25 protein-coding genes are annotated in these 22,360 nt (G+C 47.9%); 18 read left to right on the plus strand and 7 right to left on the minus strand.

Annotated elements, in window-relative coordinates; all coding sequences use genetic code 11:
• Nucleotides 1-139: 139 nt before the first annotated feature.
• The 5 genes from fliD (at nt 140) to ABSH60_RS00915 (ending at nt 3,730) form a co-directional block, all read left to right on the plus strand.
• Nucleotides 140-1,567, plus strand: coding sequence for a flagellar filament capping protein FliD (gene fliD, locus ABSH60_RS00895; protein WP_390972304.1), 1,428 nt, complete (start codon nt 140-142; stop codon nt 1,565-1,567).
• Between the two features lie 11 nt (nt 1,568-1,578).
• Nucleotides 1,579-2,016, plus strand: coding sequence for a flagellar export chaperone FliS (gene fliS, locus ABSH60_RS00900; RefSeq protein WP_122095066.1), 438 nt, complete (start codon nt 1,579-1,581; stop codon nt 2,014-2,016).
• Nucleotides 1,991-2,353 (plus strand): flagella biosynthesis regulatory protein FliT, encoded by a 363-nt coding sequence (gene fliT, locus ABSH60_RS00905; RefSeq protein ID WP_122095064.1) that lies wholly within the window; start codon nt 1,991-1,993, stop codon nt 2,351-2,353. The genes fliS and fliT overlap by 26 nt, the downstream gene beginning before the upstream one ends.
• Nucleotides 2,354-2,706: 353 nt before the next feature.
• Complete coding sequence (locus ABSH60_RS00910) at nt 2,707-3,411, plus strand: AraC family transcriptional regulator (RefSeq protein WP_238485097.1); 705 nt, start codon at nt 2,707-2,709, stop codon at nt 3,409-3,411.
• Between the two features lie 142 nt (nt 3,412-3,553).
• Nucleotides 3,554-3,730, plus strand: coding sequence for a GhoT/OrtT family toxin (locus tag ABSH60_RS00915; RefSeq protein WP_013575783.1), 177 nt, complete (start codon nt 3,554-3,556; stop codon nt 3,728-3,730).
• A 66-nt stretch (nt 3,731-3,796) separates the two neighbouring features.
• Here ABSH60_RS00915 and ABSH60_RS00920 read toward each other — a convergent pair whose 3' ends face one another.
• Together ABSH60_RS00920 and ABSH60_RS00925 are read right to left on the minus strand one after the other, a co-directional pair.
• Nucleotides 3,797-3,955 (minus strand): YqaE/Pmp3 family membrane protein, encoded by a 159-nt coding sequence (locus ABSH60_RS00920; RefSeq protein WP_072158030.1) that lies wholly within the window; start codon nt 3,953-3,955, stop codon nt 3,797-3,799.
• A gap of 71 nt (nt 3,956-4,026) precedes the next feature.
• Complete coding sequence (locus ABSH60_RS00925; protein WP_390972307.1) at nt 4,027-4,281, minus strand: hypothetical protein; 255 nt, start codon at nt 4,279-4,281, stop codon at nt 4,027-4,029.
• 406 nt (nt 4,282-4,687) lie between these two features.
• Between ABSH60_RS00925 and ABSH60_RS00930 the strand changes: the two genes are divergently transcribed.
• Nucleotides 4,688-4,963: a hypothetical protein gene (locus ABSH60_RS00930; protein WP_056769912.1), complete on the plus strand. Its 276-nt coding sequence runs from the start codon at nt 4,688-4,690 to the stop codon at nt 4,961-4,963.
• 90 nt (nt 4,964-5,053) lie between these two features.
• On the opposite strand, the gene ABSH60_RS00935 is transcribed toward ABSH60_RS00930, so the two are convergent.
• Nucleotides 5,054-5,323 carry a hypothetical protein gene (locus ABSH60_RS00935; protein ID WP_056769909.1) on the minus strand — a complete coding sequence of 90 codons (270 nt, stop codon included), beginning with the start codon at nt 5,321-5,323 and terminating at the stop codon, nt 5,054-5,056.
• A gap of 142 nt (nt 5,324-5,465) precedes the next feature.
• On the opposite strand from ABSH60_RS00935, the gene ABSH60_RS00940 reads away from it, so the two are divergent.
• Nucleotides 5,466-5,666: a hypothetical protein gene (locus ABSH60_RS00940; RefSeq protein ID WP_056769906.1), complete on the plus strand. Its 201-nt coding sequence runs from the start codon at nt 5,466-5,468 to the stop codon at nt 5,664-5,666.
• Between the two features lie 68 nt (nt 5,667-5,734).
• On the opposite strand, the gene ABSH60_RS00945 is transcribed toward ABSH60_RS00940, so the two are convergent.
• Nucleotides 5,735-5,908: a hypothetical protein gene (locus ABSH60_RS00945; protein ID WP_162997812.1), complete on the minus strand. Its 174-nt coding sequence runs from the start codon at nt 5,906-5,908 to the stop codon at nt 5,735-5,737.
• 330 nt (nt 5,909-6,238) lie between these two features.
• Here ABSH60_RS00945 and ABSH60_RS00950 point away from each other — a divergent pair, with 330 nt between their 5' ends.
• Nucleotides 6,239-6,703 carry a GNAT family N-acetyltransferase gene (locus ABSH60_RS00950; protein WP_122095616.1) on the plus strand — a complete coding sequence of 155 codons (465 nt, stop codon included), beginning with the start codon at nt 6,239-6,241 and terminating at the stop codon, nt 6,701-6,703.
• A gap of 48 nt (nt 6,704-6,751) precedes the next feature.
• On the opposite strand, the gene ABSH60_RS00955 is transcribed toward ABSH60_RS00950, so the two are convergent.
• Nucleotides 6,752-6,991, minus strand: a complete 240-nt coding sequence (locus tag ABSH60_RS00955) for a hypothetical protein (RefSeq protein WP_056771880.1) — start codon at nt 6,989-6,991, stop codon at nt 6,752-6,754.
• Nucleotides 6,992-7,105: 114 nt separating this feature from the next.
• A complete protein-coding gene (locus tag ABSH60_RS00960; protein ID WP_056771877.1) occupies nt 7,106-8,011 on the minus strand; it encodes a bestrophin family protein in 906 nt (301 codons plus the stop codon).
• A 668-nt stretch (nt 8,012-8,679) separates the two neighbouring features.
• Here ABSH60_RS00960 and ABSH60_RS00965 point away from each other — a divergent pair.
• The 4 genes from ABSH60_RS00965 to ABSH60_RS00980 all read left to right on the plus strand — a co-directional run bounded on the left by ABSH60_RS00965 (nt 8,680) and on the right by ABSH60_RS00980 (nt 14,296).
• Entirely contained in the window at nt 8,680-10,890 is a 2,211-nt protein-coding gene (locus tag ABSH60_RS00965; protein ID WP_390972310.1) for a phosphoglycerol transferase I, read from the plus strand.
• 815 nt (nt 10,891-11,705) lie between these two features.
• A complete protein-coding gene (locus ABSH60_RS00970) occupies nt 11,706-12,065 on the plus strand; it encodes a GtrA family protein (RefSeq protein ID WP_217203347.1) in 360 nt (119 codons plus the stop codon).
• Complete coding sequence (locus ABSH60_RS00975; protein ID WP_390972312.1) at nt 12,065-12,982, plus strand: glycosyltransferase; 918 nt, start codon at nt 12,065-12,067, stop codon at nt 12,980-12,982. Before ABSH60_RS00970 ends, ABSH60_RS00975 begins: the two co-directional genes overlap by 1 nt.
• Nucleotides 12,983-14,296 carry a hypothetical protein gene (locus ABSH60_RS00980; RefSeq protein WP_390972314.1) on the plus strand — a complete coding sequence of 438 codons (1,314 nt, stop codon included), beginning with the start codon at nt 12,983-12,985 and terminating at the stop codon, nt 14,294-14,296.
• A gap of 662 nt (nt 14,297-14,958) precedes the next feature.
• On the opposite strand, the gene fliE is transcribed toward ABSH60_RS00980, so the two are convergent.
• Nucleotides 14,959-15,273, minus strand: coding sequence for a flagellar hook-basal body complex protein FliE (gene fliE / locus ABSH60_RS00985; protein ID WP_390972316.1), 315 nt, complete (start codon nt 15,271-15,273; stop codon nt 14,959-14,961).
• A gap of 282 nt (nt 15,274-15,555) precedes the next feature.
• On the opposite strand from fliE, the gene fliF reads away from it, so the two are divergent.
• From fliF to ABSH60_RS01015, 6 genes are all read left to right on the plus strand, one after another.
• On the plus strand, nt 15,556-17,262 hold the full coding sequence (gene fliF / locus ABSH60_RS00990) for a flagellar basal-body MS-ring/collar protein FliF (RefSeq protein WP_390972318.1): 1,707 nt from the start codon (nt 15,556-15,558) through the stop codon (nt 17,260-17,262).
• A complete protein-coding gene (gene fliG, locus ABSH60_RS00995) occupies nt 17,259-18,251 on the plus strand; it encodes a flagellar motor switch protein FliG (RefSeq protein WP_056769895.1) in 993 nt (330 codons plus the stop codon). The genes fliF and fliG overlap by 4 nt, the downstream gene beginning before the upstream one ends.
• Complete coding sequence (gene fliH / locus ABSH60_RS01000) at nt 18,244-19,014, plus strand: flagellar assembly protein FliH (RefSeq protein WP_122095051.1); 771 nt, start codon at nt 18,244-18,246, stop codon at nt 19,012-19,014. Before fliG ends, fliH begins: the two co-directional genes overlap by 8 nt.
• Nucleotides 19,011-20,375 (plus strand): flagellar protein export ATPase FliI, encoded by a 1,365-nt coding sequence (fliI, locus tag ABSH60_RS01005; RefSeq protein ID WP_122095049.1) that lies wholly within the window; start codon nt 19,011-19,013, stop codon nt 20,373-20,375. Before fliH ends, fliI begins: the two co-directional genes overlap by 4 nt.
• Before the next feature lie 77 nt (nt 20,376-20,452).
• Entirely contained in the window at nt 20,453-20,899 is a 447-nt protein-coding gene (gene fliJ, locus ABSH60_RS01010; protein ID WP_056769886.1) for a flagellar export protein FliJ, read from the plus strand.
• A complete protein-coding gene (locus ABSH60_RS01015; protein ID WP_390972322.1) occupies nt 20,896-22,248 on the plus strand; it encodes a flagellar hook-length control protein FliK in 1,353 nt (450 codons plus the stop codon). The genes fliJ and ABSH60_RS01015 overlap by 4 nt, the downstream gene beginning before the upstream one ends.
• Nucleotides 22,249-22,360 lie beyond the last annotated feature (112 nt).

The raw sequence follows: 22,360 nt of genomic DNA on the forward strand, positions 1-22,360 counted from the left end.
TTCTCGATTTCTTACTTTGAGAATTACCCCTCCTTATACCGGCTATTCACGCCATTACTTTTTGTTGTAATCCATTAAACTTTTTCTCCGTCGTGCCGATAGGGCTTAAAGACTCTTATACAACTCGTAAAGGATACATATGGCCACTATATCTTCATTAGGTATCGGCTCAGGTCTGGATCTGTCCACCTTACTGGACAATATGACCACGGCAGAAAAAGCGCGTCTGACGCCAATCACTACCGCTCAAACCAGCTATAGCGCAAAACTAACTGCTTATGGAACTTTACAAAGTTCACTGCAGTCATTCGCTGATGCGACCGCTGCGCTAAACAGTGCAGATGTTTATGCGGCAACGACTGCCACATCAAGCAACTCTTCAGCTTTCACCGCTACTACTGCTGCAGGGGCAGCGGCTGGCAAATATACGGTGAATGTGACCACGCTGGCGCAGGCGCAGGTCTTAGTTTCAGGTACTGCGAAAGACACCAGTACTGCGTTGGGCGGTACATCCACTAATGGCACGCGCAGCCTCTCTATCACTCAGGGTGATGGCAAACCAGTCACAATTTCATTAACTGATGATCAAACCTCGCTGGCTGGCATGCGCGATGCCATTAATGGCGCTGATGCCGGGGTCACGGCCAGTATCCTTAAAGTATCCGACGGTAGTTATCAGCTCATTGTTTCTGCTGACGATACAGGTACAGATTCAAAAATGACGATCGCCGTAACTGGCGACGACACTCTCAATAAATTTATTGGGTATGACTCTGCGACTAACACAGGCGGAATGACTCAAAACGTTGAAGCCAAAAATGCTCAACTCAGTGTTAACGGGATTGCACTGGAACGTCAAAGCAACACAGTGACCGATGCACCAGAGGGCATCACGCTGAACTTGCTGGCAACAACTGATAGCGCCGCAACCCTGACCGTTAAGAAAGATACCAGTGACGCCAGCACCAAGATTCAGGCGTTTGTTACTGCCTATAATGCGCTGCAAACAACGTTTTCTAATCTGACAAAATACACCGCAGTTGACAGTAATACAGCAACCCAGGACACCAGCAATGGCGCCTTGTTGGGTGACAGCGCCTTGAGAACTATCCAAACTCAATTGAAATCAGCGGTTTCCTCAGCATTCAATTCAAACGGCATTAGTTCACTTTCAAGTATTGGTATCACAACCGATCCAGATACAGGCAATCTTGAAGTTGACAGCACTAAGCTTGATAAAGCGTTATCTGACAACACCAGTGATGTAAAAGCGATGCTGCTTGGCAACGGTACAACGACAGGCGTTATTACAAAGCTTAATAATCTCAATGTTTCCTATCTCGATTCAGATACCGGAACTATTGCGAATGCGAAAACTGCGGTTAATACCACGCTCAAAAGTTTGACTGAGCAGTACAACAAAGTGAACACCAGCATCAACACCACCATTGCCCGTTATAAAACGCAGTTCACTGCGCTTGACGTTGCGATCCAGAAGCTCAACAGCACGGCGGATTATCTGACCAAGCAGTTCGATGCGATGTCCACGTCCAGTTCAAGTTCGTAAGGAAGAAGATTATGTATAACGCTAAAGGAACCCAGGCCTACGCACAGGTAGGTTTAGAAAGTGGCGTAATGAGTGCCAGCCCACATCAGTTAGTGGTGATGTTATTTGACGGGGCGCGCAGCGCCCTTATCCGTGCCGGCATTTTTATGCAGCAGGGAAATATTGCCGATAAAGGCAAAGCGCTCTCCAAGGCCATTAATATTATCGACAGCGGACTGAAAGCCGGAATGAGCCGTGAGAAAGGCGATCCTGATTTAGTGGATAATCTGGAAGCGCTCTATTCCTATATGGTTCGTCGTTTATTACACGCTAATTTACACAACGACCAAGAAGCCATCACGGAAGTGCTGGGCTTACTTGAAAATATAGCCGATGCCTGGCGGCAAATCGGCCCAAACTATCACCCGTCGCAGGACCACTATAATGGATCAACATCAGTATCTGGTTAATGAATATCAACTGATCCTGACTTTAAGCGAGCAGATGTTGCGGCTGGCGAAAGAAGAGAAATGGGATGAGCTGGTCGAGCTCGAAGTCAGTTATCTGAAAGCCGTGGAAGCGACCACCACGTTGCCGGTATCAGAAAGCACATCAATGGTTATCCAGTATGAAGTACGCCGATATTTGCGTCAGATTCTGGACAATGAAAATACCATTAAAACGTTATTACAAGCGCGGATGAATCAACTGACCGAGCTGATTGGACAGTCGACAAGACAACAACAAGTGAATATGACTTACGGAAAGATAGATCTCCGTTCGATCGCGTTTGGCGATCGCCAATAATTATTACTTTTGTTTTATTTTATATTGTTCTATTTTATCTAATATTTCTTGTACATACTAAGGTTTCAGAGGCAGAGAGCACACGGCTGCCAGGGCTAATTCTCTCTGTCTCCTTCCCTGACTTTCGCCTCAACCGGTGACCGGTTTGTATTAGTAACAAAGTCGCGCAACGTTTGTTTATTACAGACAGCAGGTCGCCGTCGTCGTCATATTCGGGCATCATCAACATGGTACGTAAAATAAAAGTCACCCCAGGAATAGGATCGACCTCGTTGCTTATTCAGCACAGTGAACTTTTTATTCAAGATGTGTATATCGACAAACCGCAATTACTCCTGATTCAAAATGGAAGTATGACGATAACTTACCAGGATCAGGAAATTTCGCTGCAAACAGGTGAAATGCTGGTGCTCAACAGCGGGCAAACGCTGGGTCTGAAACATCAGTTATCCGATAACGGCCCGTTCAGCTGCGCCATCATGGCATGGGATCCGACGCTGCTGGCCGATGCCGGCCTGCACACTCAGGCATTTAAACCGCCACTGATTACCGTCGATCATATGCAGGTGATCCCCCACGTCCCCAGCGCCTTCAAACAAAGTTTCACCGATACCCATAACGCCATTTTGTGGCACCACGGCCTGCCTGCGCCGATCACCCGCCACCGGATGCTGGAACAATTATTATGGCTGTCACAACTCGGTGTGCGCTATTCCCTGCATCACAGCGAAAGCGTGACCCAGCGGGTGCGCGAATTGCTGGTGAATAATCTGCATAAAACATTCACGGCGGCAGAGGTGGCGGAACAGCTGATGATGAATGAGGTGATGCTGCGACGCCGTCTGGCGGCGGAAAACAGCGTATTGCGCAATGTGATGATAGACGTGCGTATGACGCATGCTCTGCGCCTGTTGCAGTGCACGGATCTGGCGATTTCACACATCGCGCATCAGGTCGGGTATGAAAGCGGCTCACGATTTGCAGAACGCTTTCGCAAACGTTTCGGTTTCGCGCCTACCGCCATCCGCGGGCATTTGCGCGCCTTGTCAGTGCACTGATCCAGCACAAGTCATGTTCAATAACAATTGATGTCAAATGCTCACAACGCAAATCCATGCGTAACATCACACAATAATTGATTACCAAATGTTAACGGATTACCATACCCGCCGGTTTTTTGTGAATGGTCAGGGGTTGGTTGTGCATGTTTGGTGGGAAGTGATTAAAACGATTTACTGGGGCGGGCTGGGTATCGCCGTGCTGTTCACCCTGCTGGTGAGCCGCGATACGATTAAGATCAGATTGTTAACGTCCGGCATTATTGGATTTACCTGGCCGATGAGCCTTCCGGTGGTACTTCTCTTCTCTCTGTTCTGACCTTCCAAAAAGAAAACCCGGCATTCACCGGGTTTTCAGAAACATACTTTTTGAATCTGTGTGCTGTTATTTGCGCGTCTGAACCCAAAAACCGTGGATCAGACCCGGGAAGTAGCCCAGCAAAGTCAGTAAAATGTTCAGCAGAAATGCCCCGCCGAAACCGTTACCTATCAATACGCCTAATGGCGGCACCAGAATGGTGATCAATACTCTCCAGAATCCCATTTTTTATCTCCCTTTGGTTATCATGATGTTAATGATAGCCCAGCATCGATATTTCAGACATAAGAAGAAACCTAATTGATCAGTTCGAGCATCACTTCCACATCACGCCGGGTCTTTTCCAAAATCTCCACATCACCCTGACGGTATTCTGCATCGCTCACCTGATGGATCTGGCGCATCTGCCATCTCACCTGATTTTTCTGCTCTTCGTTCATGCTCCGGCACATCACAATAATAAAATTGCGCAGCATCAGATGTTGCATAGCCGTTTCTTCAACGTGTTTATTGACCGACATGACCAAATCGACAACCTGATTCTCTGCCATTGCTGTTCCTGCTGGAGTGAAAGATTCAACAGCGCCACAGTAGCATGGCGGATCCCGCGGCAATGCCGGTAGCTGAGACGATTAACCCCGCTAATTCGGCGCGTAGAATTTACCGGCGATATCGAAACCTACAAGAAAAAAACCGGCAATTTCAGCAGCCTGAACGGTTTAAAACACATCACAAAAATCATCTAAAAATAAAAAAGTGATTCTCATCACATTTCGGCGTTTTTCTCGGCCCAATGCTGTGATCTACTCTATAGTTTACGTATAAAAAATAGGATGTCCGGGCGGTGCGTTACGCCTCTTGTTGTCTCTCTTGTTTTGCTTTTTGGGTATGAAATTCCAGGTAGATCCCTTGTAGTCAGGACAATTACCCCATCATATTTGGGGTTCAGGAGGCAGTATGTCGGAATATCATTATTTACTGGTTGGCGGAAGCCGCGACGGACAACGGCATGTTGATGCGTGCCATCAGTTCTCGTTGTGTTTCTGGGAAGATGCATCACAGCACAGGGATCGTGAGTTTTACGGAAAGCGTAACGAACGTTACAAAGTGAATCCGGAGAAAGGCGTTGACGGAAAATGGTACCTGGTCGGTTATTGTGGCAGTTGCTCGAAAATTCCTGCCGATGAACTGACAAACCAGGCACACACCAAACACGTTAAGCCAATGATGTAACTGCGGTTATATCAGATGTGACGAGTGAAAAGTAAAGAGTATGCAGTCCCTTAAGACCCCGCCCTGAAAGCGGGGTTTTGTTTTACCGGTTCAGGAGGCAGTCCCCTGAATATTACCTGCAAAGAACGCCACCTGCCCGCCCAGCTTAAAATGCCCCTCCTCGTGCCCTTGCCGGCCAAGCGGGGCAATACGCACAATCTCCCCTTCAAATTCGCCGTCCAGAATACGGGTGATCGCCACATCCAGCTGATAGCTGGCAGGATGCACGCCCACCGGGAAAGTGAGTAATTTCACACGATCACCCACCTCAAAACGGGTTAACAGCGGCAAAGGTGCCTGTTCGAATAAGTCCTGATCCATCGGTGACTCCTTGTTTTTCAGTAGGATTAATTAGAGGATAGGCCATGTTGCGTCGTTTTGCAGAAACCCGGCGTGAGGCACTTCTCTCTTTTAACAACTTTTCAGAAAACGCTTTTCAGACACTCAGCGTAAGGAACGTAACGTGACCAAATTGACACCCCAGCAATGCATCATCCTGACCGGTTTTACCGGCATTCTGCACGGAGAGTTTGAATGGTTTCACGAGGATCTGGAAAAACGCCTGGGTCGCGATGTACAGACGTCAGAACTGGGTTATCCGGAGTTTATTCAGGAATGCCGGGAATTGTACGAGGAAGATTTTAACGCGCTGATGCCGGACTGACGGCGGTAACGCAGAACGTGGGTGAGAGGCCGGGCGGGCAGCAACGTGTGCCCTGCCCGGCCATGCAGTTAAGGTTTTATTATCCCGCGAATATAGTTCTCATTCACTTTGATAACATTACCTGTTTCCACATTCATCACCTGATATTGCACGGGTGATACCTCAGTCAAAATTGCGACAACTTCGAACAAACCTGGTGTAAAAGTAAGCGTGACAAAAACGCCAACAGGATAGACGGTCATGATTTTATCCTTTATTCAAACACTTATAACGTGTTTCATTTATCTCACAGCGCCATTTTAACGTGAATTACTCACCGTGAGTTATTGCATTATATCCGTTTATTACAGTGGAAGAATATGAGGTAAAAGAGACGGGTAAGACAGATAAAATGCTCATGATTTGATCAATTCAGATAACTCTGACAGACGTGGCGAAGAGTTCCTCATATATGACTGTTTTCTTACATTACCCTGTCTCGGCACTCAGGCCACTCTCCTGCCAGTCCCTTGTTTTCGGTGCGATTTCAGTTAAGAATATAAATCCATAATGTTGCAATGAGAGCCCACGCCGTGAGTGCCCAGATTTTCGAAACCGATGTCGCCCACCCGCATTTAGCCCGTCTTATCGCCGAACTGGATGCTTACCAGTACCCGCTCTACCCGCCGGAATCCTTTTACGGGGTCAACATCACGGAGCTCAGTGAAGGGGAAATCACCTGTTTTATGGCGCGCGTCGATGATGACTGGGCGGGTTGCGCCTGTCTGTACATCTCCAAAAATAGCATTGCGGAAATGAAACGGGTGTACGTGAATCCGCTGTTTCGCGGGCAAGGTGTTGCCTCGTTGCTGATCGAGGCTATGGAGAAAAAGCTCAAAACGCTCGGGCATAAAGATCTGTATTTAGAAACCGGCGTGTTTCAGGAAAAAGCCATCACGCTGTATGAAAAGCTCGGGTATGCGCGCACGGAGGCATTTGGCGACTACCGGCAGGCACCGGATCCGCTCAGCGTGTTTATGATGAAAACGGTGGCGTAGCAAAGTGCTCCATAACACTGTCAGCATGGCAGTGTTATGGAGACTGTATCACATCAGTACGTTGCTTTTGGTGGCAGGCAGGTCATTAGAGGGAATGACCCATTTCTTGAGTGTGATAATAAAAAAATTCTTACCCTTGGTGATTTTCGCACCGCGGTCGCCGCATTCCAGCGCGAGTTTAAAAAACTCATCACTGTTAATACTAAAAGCCAGTTCGACTTTTTTTACCATACCGGAATTCAGCAGGTCTTCGGCTTCGTGCAGGGATTTGGCCTGAATGACTGACATAAATACCTCGAGATAGCTGACGGACATTGTGAAGTTGCCCGTCTACGCTATTTCATTTTTGTTGCGTATTTATGACAGTCTTATGAATATTGGCAGAACCGTGACACAGACAAATTATGTCAGACGGTAATGCGCATCCGGCATCGGCGTGTCCGGCAGCTGCGTCTGGTTATTCATCTCAAGTAAATTGATTTCAATGTTGGTGCACATCGCGTCCATCGGCAGATGGTTATTGGCGTAACCAAACGGCATCTCCAGCTCTTCGGCCAGCGTATCAAGAGAAAGGAACGTGTAGGAGATGAAGCCGGACACCAGCAGCGTCATGTAATGTAAGTCCACCACCAGCGCGAACGGCAGCAAACTGCAGAACAGATACACCGTGCGGTGCAACAACAGCCCGTAAGCAAAAGGGATCGGCATACTGACGATACGCTCGCAGCCGCCGACAACCTGAGAAAGCTGTAACAGCGTGGTATCCATATGCGCATAGACCACATCCGACATCTCCCCGCTGCGCCGACGCTCCGCCAGCCACTGCGACAACCGCAATTGCACCATATTGGTCGGTGCGCGCCGTGAAAGAATATCCTCAGCATCCTCCCCGAGCAGACGCTCCAGATCGGGGCGGGGATCGCTGTGCCGCAGCTGATGTTTGAGGCTGTAGCAGAAAGCCAGCAGCAGTGCGGTAACCCGCGGCGCTTCACCCGGACACACTGCCATCATCTGACTTTGCAGCGTGCGACAGGCAATCAGTAACCCGCCCCACAGCTGACGCGCTTCGATATAACGCGAGTACGCGACACTATTTCTGAACCCCAAAAAGATCGCAATCGACACGCCGAGCAGGCTGAAAGGGGCAAGCGTCAGCTTCACGCCCAGCGTCTCATACCAGGGCAGGCAGAGAATGGCGGCCAGTGACATCAGCAGATTTAAACTCAGGCGGAACATAATGCTGGGCAGCACGGAGCCGTGCCAGACGAACAAACGCAGGAACCAGTGACGCGGTGGACGGATTATCATGTTAGACAGGTGCTTTTTGCAGGTGGGACCATTTTTTTGCGATTTTGGCAAATAAACCTGCCCAAGCAAAGGACAATTTTGTGACACAGGTAACATTTTTTCTTGAATGGTCTACCAATCCATTACATTGAAATAATAACGCAACTAAATAATTTGCAACAATTCTTCACGGCAACTCAAGTTTTGCTCTGATATTGTCGATAATACAGGTGTGTAATTATTCTTAACCAAATGTTTTTACGTTCGTCTGTAACATTCGAACAATAGTCTATGAACAGCAACCGAGAACTCATAGAAAAATTTCAACATTCTAGAAAGGAAATGAGCTTTGATATACCTAGTCCTCATCATAGCTTTTGTCGTTTTCATAGTTTGGTACGTACTGAGAGCGGCAGTGAAAGACATCGATAACGATTATTGATAGTTCTTGCATTGAACGCCCTTTGCTGTCGGTGCAATGTGGTTTGTCAGCACTCATTTATGCTTTTCAGTTTTTTCCATTCAGCCCCCTTTCTTCCCTTCTAAATTTGTAAGTTTCTAATACAGATTCCCTATGTATCTGAAAAATTCACATGCTTAAAATCTGCACAAATAATGCTTAACATTTATTTGATAAACAAAGTTGTGGCATACTGTCATAATTCCTTAACAAATGTTGAACCGCTAGAATGACTTACTCACTATTAGCTCTACTGATTTTATTCACGATTTCATCACCAAAACTCATAGTTACCAAAACAACTGTGACGATAGTCGCACTACTGGCCTTCGCCTTTTGGTATATATCAAATATGTTCACAGGCAACGGTGTTAATGACGCTGTCTTTTACCATTTACAAAACAGTTCAGAAGGTGTTTCAGTAGATGATCTCATCCCCAAAATTAAAGTTGCCTCTTTTTTTATAGTTATAATTTTAGTCCTTACAATCTACTGCATCCTTACCAAGCTTAAAAAGATAAAATCGCTAAATCTGCCAATGTCGTCCTTTTTGTATTTGATGGCAATTGCTTCTATTTTGTCCTCGTCATTTTCAATAAATATCTACAACGCAACGAAGGAATCTTTCTTAAGCAAGGGCAACCCAGAAGCAGTTAAAAAAGAATATATTACCCCAGATAAAAATCTGGATAGAAAATATAACTATGTTTTCATCTATGCTGAAAGTTTAGAACGTACATTTCGGGATTTAGAAGGTGATAATTACCTGCCAAACCTCAGTGCTCTGGCTGACAATTATGCAGACTTCACCAATATAATCCAACCAGCCAACAGGGGTTTTGGCTGGACAATGGCCGGCATGGTCAATACTCAGTGTGGTATACCCTTAGTCATGGCACAAGGAAATGCTGGGGGGAATTTATCAGAGTTTCTGAATAAAGCTAACTGTGTGGCGACATGGTTAACGAACCAGGGATATAACACAGAATTTCTTAGAGGTAGTGATAAGGAATTTGCAGGCGGTGATAAGTTCTTTTCGCAACATGGCTGGAACAGACAGGACGATCTTAATTACTTTGTCAGTAATGGTCTGGCGTCATCTGAACAGATAAGTAGTTGGGGGGTTCATGATGATGTTCTCCTTAATCATGCATGGATGGAGTTTAATCGTCTGTCCAAATCCCAGCAACCCTTCCTTTTATCATTTCTGACTGTAAATACACACTCACCTGATGGCTTGTTCCTTTCCGACTGCAAAGATAAAGTTGGGATCAAGACAGACTACGCGATGTTATCTGCAGTTCAATGCTCTGACTATTTGCTTTCTGATTTCATAAAAAAAATAATAAACAGCCCGTCTTTTGACAATACGATTATTGTTCTCGTATCAGACCATCTTATGATGGAAAATGATGCGAGCGCACTGCTCGATAAAAATAAAGACCTGAGAAGAAATAATTTCATCATCATTAAAAAGGGGCTTAAATCCTTAAAAAACAATACGGCCGGTACTTTGATGGATGTATGGCCTACGGTACTCGATATTTCTGGATCTGACACCAAATCTCTTGGCTTCGGCAGGAGCCTAAATGAAAATGAAGAAAACCAATATGTAGCTGATTATAAATCAGGGAAGAATGCGGACTACTTAGCCTTTGCTTCAAAATTATGGGGTGTAACATCCCTCAAAGACAAGACATTCCAATCTGGGGACAAGCTTCAGATAGGGTCGCAAAAGTTTTCACTACCCATTTACTCGCCGATAACTGAGGGCAAACTCAATTCATTGTGGTTTGAAGCCTTCGCAAAAAATATATTTAAAATAACCTCAGAAGACAACTCATTTTTCTATGCAAACGCCTGCAAAAACATAGGAATAGATGATAATGCCATATGTGGATACGTTGTTTCGCCAGAAAAAATCATAAAACTAAGAATCACCCCACAGGGCATAGTCTCGAGTAAACAGTCGAATTATCAGTCAATATTTTTCAAACGGGATATTGAAGGGATATCTTCAGCGCCTTACTTTATAGAAAGCGGTTTCTCTGCTTCCGGCACTAACAATAGTCTTCCAAGCGGAATCAATTTTCTCTCTCCGCAGGGCTTATCTTTTAAAGTCGAACAAAATTATCAGACTTGCACTGGTGCTGTAGTTGATGATAATGCGGTACGAAATATTATTAGAAAAAATAAAATTTCGATTATTGCTTCAAGTGATTCCATTATCTGTAGCAATGACAATGGTTATATAAGTCTTAATGGCGTATTAAAGAGCGATGTATTTACGTCGGTACAATTTAGACAGCAAATTATCGGAGTGGTTAAGGATGGTAAAAGCGAATTCATCAAAGGTTTACCTGGTATTCCTTTAGATGCTTTTATTGATACAGATAAAGGTCATCTGATAAGCGTATGCAAAGCGTTTGATGACTGCTGACACAGTGAATTAGCTTAATGGCCAACAAAAAGTTGGCCATTGCTATCAATGAGTAAAATTAATACAATCATAAATAATTATTCAAGAAAACTGATTAATGAGAAATACAATCCCTATGACAGATAAAGGGGTGTTGTTCCATGCATGGCTGAAAGAATAAAAAATCAAAGCCTTTATTTAAAATAACCAGTTCTACAGTTACACCGAGACCTTCATCATAAGAGGCTTAACCTTCTGAATAAAAGATTAATTTTTAAGAACAGATAATATGCTGATAAGTAACCCAAACCAAAATTCGTTGCAGGATGGAGAATGTAAGTTCGCGTTGATTTTTTGCCTCAACCATGCCACATAGAATTTTCATGAACTCCGCAGAAAGAAATATTCAACGTCTTCATGGAACCCTACAATCTGTGACACTATCTTCCGCAGCATCATCAGATAATCGATCCCCTGACTCAGCGACGCCGGCGCTTCAATCACATAGCTAAACTAAATATCATACGCCTGGCCCAATCAAAACCTCAGCCATACTCTTTGTTGCGCTAAAAGAACACGTATATGCCCGGCTCTATTCTCTTCCTGGTCTGACCGCGTTACATCACATCAGAACCTAAATCCTTAGCAACCATAACTGACCCAGCAAAAAACTGTATATAAAAACAGCACAAGTCCAGACTTCTCATCATTTTAAGTGCTTGACAAAGTGTGGTTATTTCTAACCAGAAAAAAAAGTATTACAATTCTTTACGCATCCTTGCCTTAACCGTTACAGGTGCTAGGATCGACCAATCAATTTTTTTAAGACCAATCTAATGTTAAAAGTATTTTTAAAGTATGCAGTCGTAGGAGGCATGAACACGGCCTTACACTGGGTAACATTCGCAGTAGTTTTCTACTCCTCAAGCCATAACCAAATGCTGAGTAACTTCGCAGGTTTTTGCGTTGCAGTAACTTTCAGCTTTTTTGTAAATGCTAAATGGACTTTTCAGTCTGAGCATACAACCTCAAAATACTTCATGTATGTCGGCTTCATGGGGCTACTAGCCCTGGCGTGTGGATATCTTGCTGATAAAGCTTCCCTGAATCCGATCATCACCTTATTAGGCTTCTCAGCAATAAGTCTTTTTGTAGGTTTTTTGTATTCTACATACGTTGTATTTAAGGAAGAATAATGAATATTTCGCTGGTTGTTCCCGTCTTCAATGAAGAAGACACCATACCGATTTTTTATAAAGAAGTGCGCGAATATGTAGAGTTTTCACAACATGTGGTTGAAATTGTTTTCATAAATGACGGAAGTAAAGACTCAACGGAGTCAATTATAAATGGGTTGGCCCTGTCTGATAAAAACGTAAAGGCCATTAACTTCACGAGAAACTTCGGCAAAGAGCCAGCTCTGTTTGCAGGACTTGAGCATGCCTCAGGTGATGCAGTTATTCCTATTGATGTTGACCTACAAGACCCAATCACCGTCATACCAGAACTAATAGAAAAATGGCTTGCAGGAGCAGACATGGTCCTAGCAAAAAGATTTGACAGATCAAGCGATGGTCATATCAAGCGCAAAACAGCTGAAATGTTCTATAAACTGCATAATAAAATCAGCACACCAAAAATTGAAGAAAATGTTGGCGATTTTAGACTTATGTCCCGTGAAGTTGTAGAAAATATAAAACTACTCCCCGAACGCAACTTATTTATGAAGGGTGTTCTTAGCTGGGTTGGGGGGAAAACTGACGTTGTACAATACCGGAGAGCTGAACGAGTTGCTGGGACTTCTAAATTTAACGGATGGAAGCTTTGGAACTTGGCTTTAGAAGGTATAACTAGTTTTTCAACATTTCCACTTCGGATGTGGACATATATTGGCTTGCTAGTAGCTGGATTTTCTTTCTTATACGGGGCATGGATGATATTTGATACTATCGCTTTTGGTAACCCAGTCAAGGGGTATACGTCCTTACTGGTATCTATTCTTTTCTTAGGAGGCATCCAACTTATCGGCATTGGCGTTCTAGGAGAATACATTGGAAGAATTTACACTGAGTCAAAACAAAGACCTCGTTACATCGTCAAAAAAGGCAAGTAAATGAACATCTCTACCAAACAGATTATTGCGTCTATTGCGATAGGAATCGTGATAGCTATAACATCCAGTTCGCTTTACATGGTTAACACAGGTGATTATTACAGATCTATATTTCCATTTATAGATAACATCAACCAGTTTACAAAAGACATCCCGCAATCATTCCCACTAAAGCCGGAAATTGATTCTATTTTTAGCTATGACTACATAAGCTCATACAGTTATTTGGTTTATACATATGCAATTATTATTAGTTTCTTTACTGACCATTTTAGCTTGTCGTTATACTCATCAATATTAAAAGTCATATATATATGTATAATTACTTTTTTATTTTTTAAATTAAACAAAAATAATAACAAGCTCATTACTGCTGCAGCATATTTACTTAGCTTATTGCCGATAATTTCATCATCAAACTTGGCATTTTTTGGTTCGTTTTACCAAGAACAAGTTTTGATGATTTTCATTCCACTATTTATATTATCTACTTTTAAAGATAACATTCTCAATATTCTAATAGCATTTATTAGCATTACCGTCATTGCTTGTAGTAAGAGCCAGTTTTTCTACATCCCAATAATTGCTATCGCCTATTATTGCTTATTCAATAGAGGTCAGATTTTTATTAAGCTTCCACTAATGATTATATCTTTAGTTATGGCTATCTTCTGCATTATTGCAGCGACTTCTACCGTAACTTACAATAAATATCATTCTGAATATTTCGGCATTTACGAATATGAAAGATTAAATGGCATAGTTTTACCTGACGGCGTTGATGAATCCTGCGTAGGGATTGATGCGTGGGGAAATCGGTTTGATACAAGTAAAGGAGTAACTCAAACCGATATAGGTGAAAAATGCTTTAACCAACACGTTGATGCCAACTTTAAAAATAGTCTGTCTGAATTCATTAAGCACCCTTCAATAATATTCATGCTCCCATTTGATTCTGGAGTAAAAAGCCAATTAACTGAAAATTATTTTCATGTATACAAAGCCATGGATTTAATAATTAACAACAAAGGCTTTTACTATCAGTTAACATTGATGAAGGATTACTTATTCAAAGATTATAGGTTTTTAATTTTATTAGCCTCGCTCATACTTTCACTTTCATTCAGAAAAAATGAACTCTCTGGTTTACTTTTCATTGTCTCAACTATTGGGTGCTCTCAATTTTATATGGCTTTCTTTGGTGAAGGGTATAGAGACATGTCAAAGCATCTTTTCGGGATGAACTTCAGCTTTGACCTACTTTTATTCGTTTCAATAATATATATATTCAGATTTTCATGTAAGTCAAAATGAAGTGTTGCCACTCTTTTTGAGTGGCATTACCAATCAGAACATACAATTAAATCTCGAAGAAATTTCCTGTAATATGGGTATTAATCACCCATATTTACTATGCGCAATATCAAGTAATCTTCTGATGAATTAGGAGACGCATCAAAAATTAATCACTTTATTACCATCCGTAATGTTGTTGTGTTACCACCATCATTCGTCATAAAAAAGCTGAATACCCCTGATACTCATCCAATTATGTTGAAATATTCCAGGTTACATCGAACGTGCTGTCTGACTTTTAAAATTATTAGCTGACGGGAAAATGGCCCTCGGAAGACAATACCACTGTAATCAGATTATGCGATTGTGGTAATTCGGTCTGAGTTGCTCGTAACTATAATAATACGAACAGGGTATGCTTTCGAAGCAATATAAGGAGCTCATGTACTCTTATATTTGATTGGTATCTTCTCAACCAAAAAATGTTGGCGGCCAATTTCCATCAGTATGAGTTCCACTAAAGATATAATTTTCTGTCACTTTAGAGCCTGAGCTATTGCGACTTCTGTCAAATGTACACTCTTCAATTGGATCTTGGCCTTTAGATTACGTAATTAAACATTTCAACACTGTACTCAACTGCGGTAATAGCTGTAGTTCCTGAAGATCTTGCTAACCACCTACACCGACATATTCATCACATCCTGATACGCCGCCACCAGTTTATTTCTGACCTGCACGCCAAGCTGTAATGAAATAGAGGATTTTTGCAGATCGACCATCACATCGTTGAGGCTGACGCCTGGCACGCCCATCTCGAGTTTTTCAGCCTGCAGTTTGGCGCTGTTTTGCGTCTCACTGATCTTGCCTAATGCCGCTTTCAGTTCGCTGGCAAAACCGGCTTCTGACGTGGTGTCGGTCTGCTTAGCCGCGCCTGCCTGCACTGCAGTGGCCTGCATTTGCTGTAAAACACTCTCAATGCCTTGAATTGACATGCTTTCTCCGCTTAACGCTCTGTCGGTGACCAATGGGGTTCTTTCATGGAATGACACCCTATCACATCAGTTTTTTCCTAAACGCCATAATTGACCGCAAAAACCATGGCTTATCGGGCCATTAACTTTGCCCTGCGCGACAAATAATGGCTCACCTAGAAAATAGGCCTGCCTGTGTGGGGGTTTGAAAAATGTCACGCTTCACCGATTGCGCACCTGGGAGTCTGTTTTGTTAAGAGACAACATGAACACCACCGTCCAACAGCTAAATAGGGATCTTGTATGAGTTCCGCAATAGCCGGCGCAGAAAACCCTGGAAGCGGTTTCACTGCTCTGCTTAATCGCCTGCGCGCCAACCCAAAAGTCCCTATCGCCATTGCTGCTGCGGCAGCCGTGGCTATTGTTGTTGTTATGATGTTGTGGGCTAAGCAGCCTACTTATAAGGTGCTGTTTAGCAACCTCAACGACAAAGATGGTGGCGCGGTCGTCACCCAACTGACGCAAATGAATATCCCTTATCAGTTTTCTGATAACGGTGGCGCAGTCCTTATTCCCGCTGACAAAGTGTATGAAACCCGTCTGAAACTGGCTGCGGCCGGTTTACCGAAAGGCGGCGCCGTCGGTTTTGAACTGATGGATCAGGAGAAATTTGGGATCAGCCAGTTCAGCGAGCAGATCAACTATCAGCGCGCACTGGAAGGTGAACTCTCCCGCACCATCGAAACGCTGGGCCCGGTCTCGAGCGCCCGCGTGCATTTAGCCATTCCGAAACCTTCTTTATTCGTACGCGAACAGAAAAACCCTTCCGCTTCCGTCACCCTGAATCTGCAACCGGGCCGCGCCCTTGATGATGGCCAGATCAACGCCATCGTTTATATGGTGTCGAGCAGCGTTTCCGGTTTACCTCCGGCCAACGTCACCGTGGTCGATCAGAGCGGACACTTACTGACGCAGTCAGACAGCAATGGCCGCGATCTCAATGCGTCACAGCTGAAATACGCCAACGAAGTGGAAGGCCGCCTGCAACGCCGCATTGAAGCGATTCTGCAACCGGTGGTCGGCAACGGCAACGTGCACGCACAAATCACCGCGCAGATTGATTACGCCACCCGTGAACAAACTGACGAAAATTACCAGCCGAACGGTGCTGCGGATAAAGCCGCCGTACGTTCCCGCCAGCTCAGCACCAGCGATCAGATTGGTGGCTCTTCAGTGGGCGGCGTACCGGGTGCGCTGAGCAATCAGCCCGCACCGGCAGCGACAGCACCGGTGACCACACCGCCTGCGGCCAACACGGCTCAGAATCAGGCTGGCAACGCTCAGAACGGCGCACAAAACAGCACGGCGAACCGTTCAACGGTGCCATCGAACAGCCGTCGTGATGAAACCACTAACTATGAAGTGGATCGCACCATCACCCACACCCAGCACAGCGCCGGTGCGGTACAGCGCCTGTCTGCGGCAGTGGTCGTCAACTATCAGGTGGGAACGGATGGCAAATCCAAACCGCTGACCGACGAACAGTTGAAGAAGATCGACGATCTGGTTCGCGAAGCGATGGGCTTCTCTACCGAACGTGGCGATACGCTGAACGTGGTGAATACACCGTTCAACGAAGCCGCGGATGACACCGCAGAGTTGCCGTTCTGGAAACAACAGGCGTTCTTCGACCAACTGATCGATGCCGGTCGCTGGTTACTGGTGCTGATTGTGGCCTGGATACTGTGGCGCAAGATTGTTCGTCCGATGCTGCGCAAACAGCAGGCCGAGAAAGAAGCCATTGCCGCCGCTGCCCTTGCCGCTTCCATGCCACAACCTGAAGGCAGCAAACCGGTCAAACTCAGCACCGACGAGCTGGAGAAACGTAAACGTTCACAGCAGCGCGTCAGCGTCGAAGTACAGACTCAACGAGTACAGGAGCTGGCCGATAAAGATCCGCGTATCGTCGCCCTGGTTATCCGCCAATGGATGAGTACCGAACAACCATGACTATGACCGGAACTGAAAAAAGCGCCATTTTGATGATAACCCTGGGCGAAGACCGTGCGGTGGAGGTGTTCAAACACCTCTCCCCGCGTGAAGTTCAGCAAATCAGTGGCGCGATGGCGAATATCCATCAGATCTCCAACAAGCAGCTGGCCGAGGTCCTGAATGAATTCGAGGACGAATCCGAGCAGTATGCTGCGCTGAGTGTGAACACCAGCGAATACCTGCGTTCAGTGCTGACCAAGGCGCTGGGCGAAGAGCGTGCCTCGAGCTTGCTGGAAGACATTCTCGAATCGCGCGAAACCACCAGCGGCATGGAAACGCTCAACTTCATGGAGCCGGTGATTGCCGCCGATCTGATCCGCGACGAACATCCGCAGATCATCGCCACTATCCTGGTGCACCTGAAACGGGGTCAGGCGGCCGATATTCTGGCGCTGTTCGACGAGCGTCTGCGCAACGACGTCATGCTGCGTATCGCCACCTTTGGCGGTGTCCAGCCAGCGGCGCTGGCCGAGCTGACCGAAGTGCTGAACAACCTGCTCGACGGCCAGAACCTCAAACGTTCGAAGATGGGCGGTGTTCGTACGGCAGCAGAAATCATCAACCTGATGAAAACTCAGCAGGAAGAAGCGGTTATCGAAGCGGTGCGTGGTTACGACGGCGAACTGGCACAAAAAATTATCGACGAGATGTTCCTGTTCGAAAACCTGGTGGACGTGGACGACCGCAGTATCCAGCGCCTGTTGCAGGAAATCGAAGGCGAATCGTTGCTGGTGGCATTGAAAGGTGCCGAGCAGCCACTGCGCGAGAAGTTCCTGCGCAACATGTCGCAGCGTGCTGCCGACATCCTGCGCGACGATCTGGCCAACCGTGGCCCGATGCGTATGTCTCTGGTCGAGAACGAACAGAAAGCCATCCTGCAAACGGTTCGCCGTCTGGCAGAGTCTGGCGAAATGGTAGTCGGCGGCGGCGAGGATTCTTATGTCTGATCCAATGAATGACCAGCCGGTACCGGAAAAGAAAACCGCTGAAGAGCGGCAGACCGAGCGTCTTAACGCCCTGCCGTGGCAGCCGTGGCGGCCGGGCGATCTGGCGATGCCCTCTTTCGCCAGCCCGCTTGAGCCTTTGTTTCAGGAAGGTGAAGAAGAGCAGGACGACGGCCAGCCCAAGGTGCAGGTCGATCAGAATGAGCTGCTGAACCTGCAACGCCGCGCCGAGCAGCAGGGTTTTCAGCAAGGTCTTGAAGCCGGTCAGAAACAGGGTTACGCCGCCGGATTTCAGTCCGGTCAGGAAGCCGGGCAACAGCAGGGTTTACTGGAAGGTCAGCAACAGCAGGCCGTTCTCACCGAACACTGGCAGCTTCTGGTGGCCGATTTCCAGCAAACGCTCGACGCGCTGGACAGCGTGATCGCCTCGCGCCTGATGCAAATGGCGCTGACCGCTGCCAAACAGATTTTAGGTCAGGCCCCGATTTGTGACGGTTCCGCCCTGCTCACTCAGATCCAGCAGCTGATCCAGCTGGAGCCGATGTTTAAAGGCAAACCGCAGCTGCGCGTCAACCCGGCTGATTTTGAGCGGGTCGAACTGCAACTCGGCGCCAGCCTCAGTATGCACGGCTGGCGTTTGCTGGCAGATAATCAGATCCACAGCGGTGGCTGTAAAGTCAGTGCGGAAGATGGCGATATGGATGCCTCGATTGCCACGCGCTGGCATGAACTGTGCCGCCTCGCCGCGCCGGGAGATCTCGGATGACCGCCCGCCTGAGCCGCCTGCTGAAATCCCTCGACGATGCGGAAAAACGCATGAGCCGCACGCCGACCGTGCGCCGTTATGGCCGTCTGACCCGCGCGACGGGGCTGATCCTCGAAGCCACCGGCTTGCAGATGCCGCTCGGCGCCACCTGTCTGATTGAACGTCATGACGGCAAAGTGGTGCAGGAAGTAGAAAGCGAAGTGGTGGGTTTTAACGGCCAGAATCTGTTTCTGATGCCACTGGAAGAAGTCGAAGGTATTTTGCCGGGCGCCCGCGTTTACGCGCGTATTTCTCCCGACGGCCACATGGCCGGCAAGCAGCTTCCGCTCGGCCCGCAACTGCTGGGCCGCGTGCTTGACGGCAGCGCCAAACCGCTGGATGGCTTACCGCCACCGGACACCGGCTATCGCGCCGCGCTTATCACTCCGCCGTTTAACCCGTTGCAACGTACGCCGATCACCGACGTACTGGACGTGGGCGTGCGGGCCATCAACGCACTGCTGACCGTCGGTCGCGGCCAGCGAATGGGCCTGTTTGCCGGTTCCGGCGTGGGTAAATCCGTTCTGCTCGGCATGATGGCCCGCTACACCCAGGCCGATGTGATCGTGGTCGGGCTGATTGGTGAACGTGGACGTGAAGTCAAAGACTTCATCGAGAACATTTTAGGTGACGAAGGCCGCGCCCGTTCCGTGGTCATCGCAGCACCGGCCGACGTCTCGCCGCTGCTGCGTATGCAGGGAGCCGCCTACGCCACGCGCATTGCAGAAGATTTCCGTGACCGTGGGCAGCACGTGCTGCTGATCATGGATTCCCTGACCCGCTACGCCATGGCCCAGCGTGAAATCGCCCTTGCCATCGGTGAGCCACCGGCAACCAAAGGCTATCCGCCTTCCGTTTTCGCCAAACTGCCTGCGCTGGTTGAACGCGCAGGGAACGGCATTAGCGGCGGCGGTTCGATTACCGCCTTCTATACCGTACTGACCGAAGGGGATGACCAGCAGGATCCGATCGCCGACGCCGCCCGCGCCATTCTTGATGGCCACGTGGTGTTATCGCGCCGTCTGGCGGAGTCCGGCCACTATCCGGCCATTGATATAGAAGCGTCGATCAGCCGTGCCATGACATCGCTTATCGACGACAACCAGTATTCCCGTGTACGAAATTTCAAACAATTGTTGTCCAGCTACCAGCGTAACCGTGATCTGGTCAGCGTCGGTGCCTACGCGGCAGGCAGCGATCCGATGCTCGATCGCGCCATCCGCTTGTACCCGCAAATGGAGAACTTTCTCCAGCAGGACATCATGGAACGCAGCACGTATGAAGACGCCTGTCTGGAACTGAACATGCTGTTCCCTGGCTAAGACATTACACACAGAACTATATCCATCAACGTGCGCGCTGTATCAGGGCAAACAATGAAGGGTATGAGGAATATCGAATGGAAAGTTCATCACCATTGATCACCCTTTGTTCTCTGGCGCAAAAAGCGCTGGATCAGGCGACCAATCATTTGGGGCAAATCCGGCAATCGCATTCTCAGGCTCAGGAACAGCTCACCATGCTGCTCAACTATCAGCGTGAGTACCGCGAAAAACTGAACACCACCATGACCGGCGGAATTGCGGCCAATACCTGGCAGAACTACCAGCAATTTATCGGCACGCTGGAAGTGGCGATTGAACAGCATCGCAAGCAGTTGCAGCAATGGGATCAGCGGCTCAATGCCGCCGTCAATCAGTGGCAGGATAAACAACAGCGACTGAATGCGTATCAGACCCTGCAAACCCGTGCCAGTGAACAGCAGCGTTCGCATGAGAACAAGATGGATCAAAAGCAGAACGATGAATTTGCCCAACGCAGCGCTTACAGGAAAAAAACGCTATGAATCTGAATATCTTGCCTGCGGCCGTCACCTCGGTGAAAACCACCGTTTCCGCGGCCTCTTCCAGCACGGCGTCGGATGCTGTCGCCACCGGTGATGTTTCCACGACCGGCGCCACCGCAGATTTTGCCAGCCAGTTGCAGGCGCAGCTGGGCGAAAAACTCGATCCTAAACTCGCCAGCCAGTTATCTCAGCTCGGCCAGAAAATCAGTGCCAAAGGCCAGATCCTGGACAAAGCCACGCTGACTCAGGCCGTGACCACCGGCGAAGAAGACGGCAGCCTGGCGCTGGACGACAGCGACCTGAGCAAAATGATTGCGGCGATCCAGTTGTTGCCCAACGGCAGCCTGAAAGGCACCGACCCTTCTGCGGTCAAAAATACCGCGCTCACCGATAAAGACAAAGACACCCAGGCTGACGACGCTACCTCCCTGCCGGTGCAGGCGCTGTTTGCCCAGCTCGCCGCGCAACAGCAACCGGCGCAGCCACTGACCACCGCGACCGCGGCTTCGGCGCAGTCCGCCTTGTCCTCAGACACCGCCGATGCCGATAAAAAGAGTGCATTACTTGCCGGGCTGACCACCACCGCCTCTTCAGTGCTGGCCGATGACGGTAAAACCGCCGTGACCGACAGCAGCGCACCGGCCACGGCCAGTACCGCCACCGCGCACGCGGCAGGCAAAAACACCTCCGCCGCCAGCCCTGATTTCTCCAGCGCGCTGGCTGCGATGACCGCGGCTAACGGCAATGTCGCCGTGGCGGCACAGACCGACAGCCGGACGCCGGACAGCGCCCTGAACCTGGTGAACAACGCCGCGGTGGCCGTCTCTTCTGCGCCGGTGTCAACCACGCCGACCACCACCAGCGCCGTGACCGCGCCGTCCACGCCGTTGCTCAACGCGCAGCTGGGGACGCCGGAGTGGCAACAGCAACTCGGTCAGCAGGTGATGATGTTCAACCGTCAGGGGCAGCAGACCGCCGAGTTGCGCCTGCATCCGCAGGATCTGGGTTCCATCCAGATCAGCATGAAGATTGAAAACAACCAGGCGCAGTTGCACTTTGTCTCAGGTCACAGTGCGGTGCGGTCCGCCATTGAAGCCGCGATGCCTGATCTGAAAACGGCGCTGGCGGATAACGGCATCAGCCTCGGTCAGAGCAGCGTCGGCAGCGACAGCTCGCAGTGGCAACAGGCGCAACAGCAAAGTTCACAATCCGGTTCGCAGCAGGGGAACGCTTCAAGCTGGGCGGCCTTTAATGCCGGTGGCGTGAATGCCGCGGCAGACGCCCTGCCGGTGCCGGTGTCGCTCGCACAGCGTCTTGGCGGTAACAACAGCGTCGATATCTTTGCGTAATTGTTCGCAAAATTGTTTCAGGTAGTTGCTGACGGTCAGTGTTCACTTAATTCAAACGGCAGAGCTGACCTTATTTTTCCCGCCTATTCTGACTATTGAACAACAGGATAAG

Origin of the sequence: Rahnella sp. R3(2024), assembly GCF_042920125.1 — a bacterium.
GTDB classification, from domain to species: Bacteria; Pseudomonadota; Gammaproteobacteria; order Enterobacterales; family Enterobacteriaceae; genus Rahnella; species Rahnella rivi.

Excerpts from the sequence above, each read along its gene's own strand:
- fliI (WP_122095049.1), top strand. The coding sequence starts at position 19,011 with ATGACCGCCCGCCTGAGCCGCCTGCTGAAATCCCTCGACGATGCGGAA.
- ABSH60_RS00970 (WP_217203347.1), top strand. The coding sequence starts at position 11,706 with ATGTTAAAAGTATTTTTAAAGTATGCAGTCGTAGGAGGCATGAACACG.
- ABSH60_RS00930 (WP_056769912.1), top strand. The coding sequence starts at position 4,688 with ATGTCGGAATATCATTATTTACTGGTTGGCGGAAGCCGCGACGGACAA.
- fliE (WP_390972316.1), bottom strand. The coding sequence starts at position 15,273 with ATGTCAATTCAAGGCATTGAGAGTGTTTTACAGCAAATGCAGGCCACT.
- fliJ (WP_056769886.1), top strand. The coding sequence starts at position 20,453 with ATGGAAAGTTCATCACCATTGATCACCCTTTGTTCTCTGGCGCAAAAA.
- ABSH60_RS01015 (WP_390972322.1), top strand. The coding sequence starts at position 20,896 with ATGAATCTGAATATCTTGCCTGCGGCCGTCACCTCGGTGAAAACCACC.
- ABSH60_RS00960 (WP_056771877.1), bottom strand. The coding sequence starts at position 8,011 with ATGATAATCCGTCCACCGCGTCACTGGTTCCTGCGTTTGTTCGTCTGG.
- ABSH60_RS00910 (WP_238485097.1), top strand. The coding sequence starts at position 2,707 with ATGACGATAACTTACCAGGATCAGGAAATTTCGCTGCAAACAGGTGAA.
- ABSH60_RS00980 (WP_390972314.1), top strand. The coding sequence starts at position 12,983 with ATGAACATCTCTACCAAACAGATTATTGCGTCTATTGCGATAGGAATC.
- fliD (WP_390972304.1), top strand. The coding sequence starts at position 140 with ATGGCCACTATATCTTCATTAGGTATCGGCTCAGGTCTGGATCTGTCC.
- ABSH60_RS00925 (WP_390972307.1), bottom strand. The coding sequence starts at position 4,281 with ATGGCAGAGAATCAGGTTGTCGATTTGGTCATGTCGGTCAATAAACAC.
- ABSH60_RS00935 (WP_056769909.1), bottom strand. The coding sequence starts at position 5,323 with ATGGATCAGGACTTATTCGAACAGGCACCTTTGCCGCTGTTAACCCGT.
- fliF (WP_390972318.1), top strand. The coding sequence starts at position 15,556 with ATGAGTTCCGCAATAGCCGGCGCAGAAAACCCTGGAAGCGGTTTCACT.
- ABSH60_RS00965 (WP_390972310.1), top strand. The coding sequence starts at position 8,680 with ATGACTTACTCACTATTAGCTCTACTGATTTTATTCACGATTTCATCA.
- ABSH60_RS00975 (WP_390972312.1), top strand. The coding sequence starts at position 12,065 with ATGAATATTTCGCTGGTTGTTCCCGTCTTCAATGAAGAAGACACCATA.
- fliT (WP_122095064.1), top strand. The coding sequence starts at position 1,991 with ATGGATCAACATCAGTATCTGGTTAATGAATATCAACTGATCCTGACT.
- fliG (WP_056769895.1), top strand. The coding sequence starts at position 17,259 with ATGACTATGACCGGAACTGAAAAAAGCGCCATTTTGATGATAACCCTG.
- fliH (WP_122095051.1), top strand. The coding sequence starts at position 18,244 with ATGTCTGATCCAATGAATGACCAGCCGGTACCGGAAAAGAAAACCGCT.
- ABSH60_RS00920 (WP_072158030.1), bottom strand. The coding sequence starts at position 3,955 with ATGGGATTCTGGAGAGTATTGATCACCATTCTGGTGCCGCCATTAGGC.
- ABSH60_RS00945 (WP_162997812.1), bottom strand. The coding sequence starts at position 5,908 with ATGACCGTCTATCCTGTTGGCGTTTTTGTCACGCTTACTTTTACACCA.
- ABSH60_RS00955 (WP_056771880.1), bottom strand. The coding sequence starts at position 6,991 with ATGTCAGTCATTCAGGCCAAATCCCTGCACGAAGCCGAAGACCTGCTG.
- fliS (WP_122095066.1), top strand. The coding sequence starts at position 1,579 with ATGTATAACGCTAAAGGAACCCAGGCCTACGCACAGGTAGGTTTAGAA.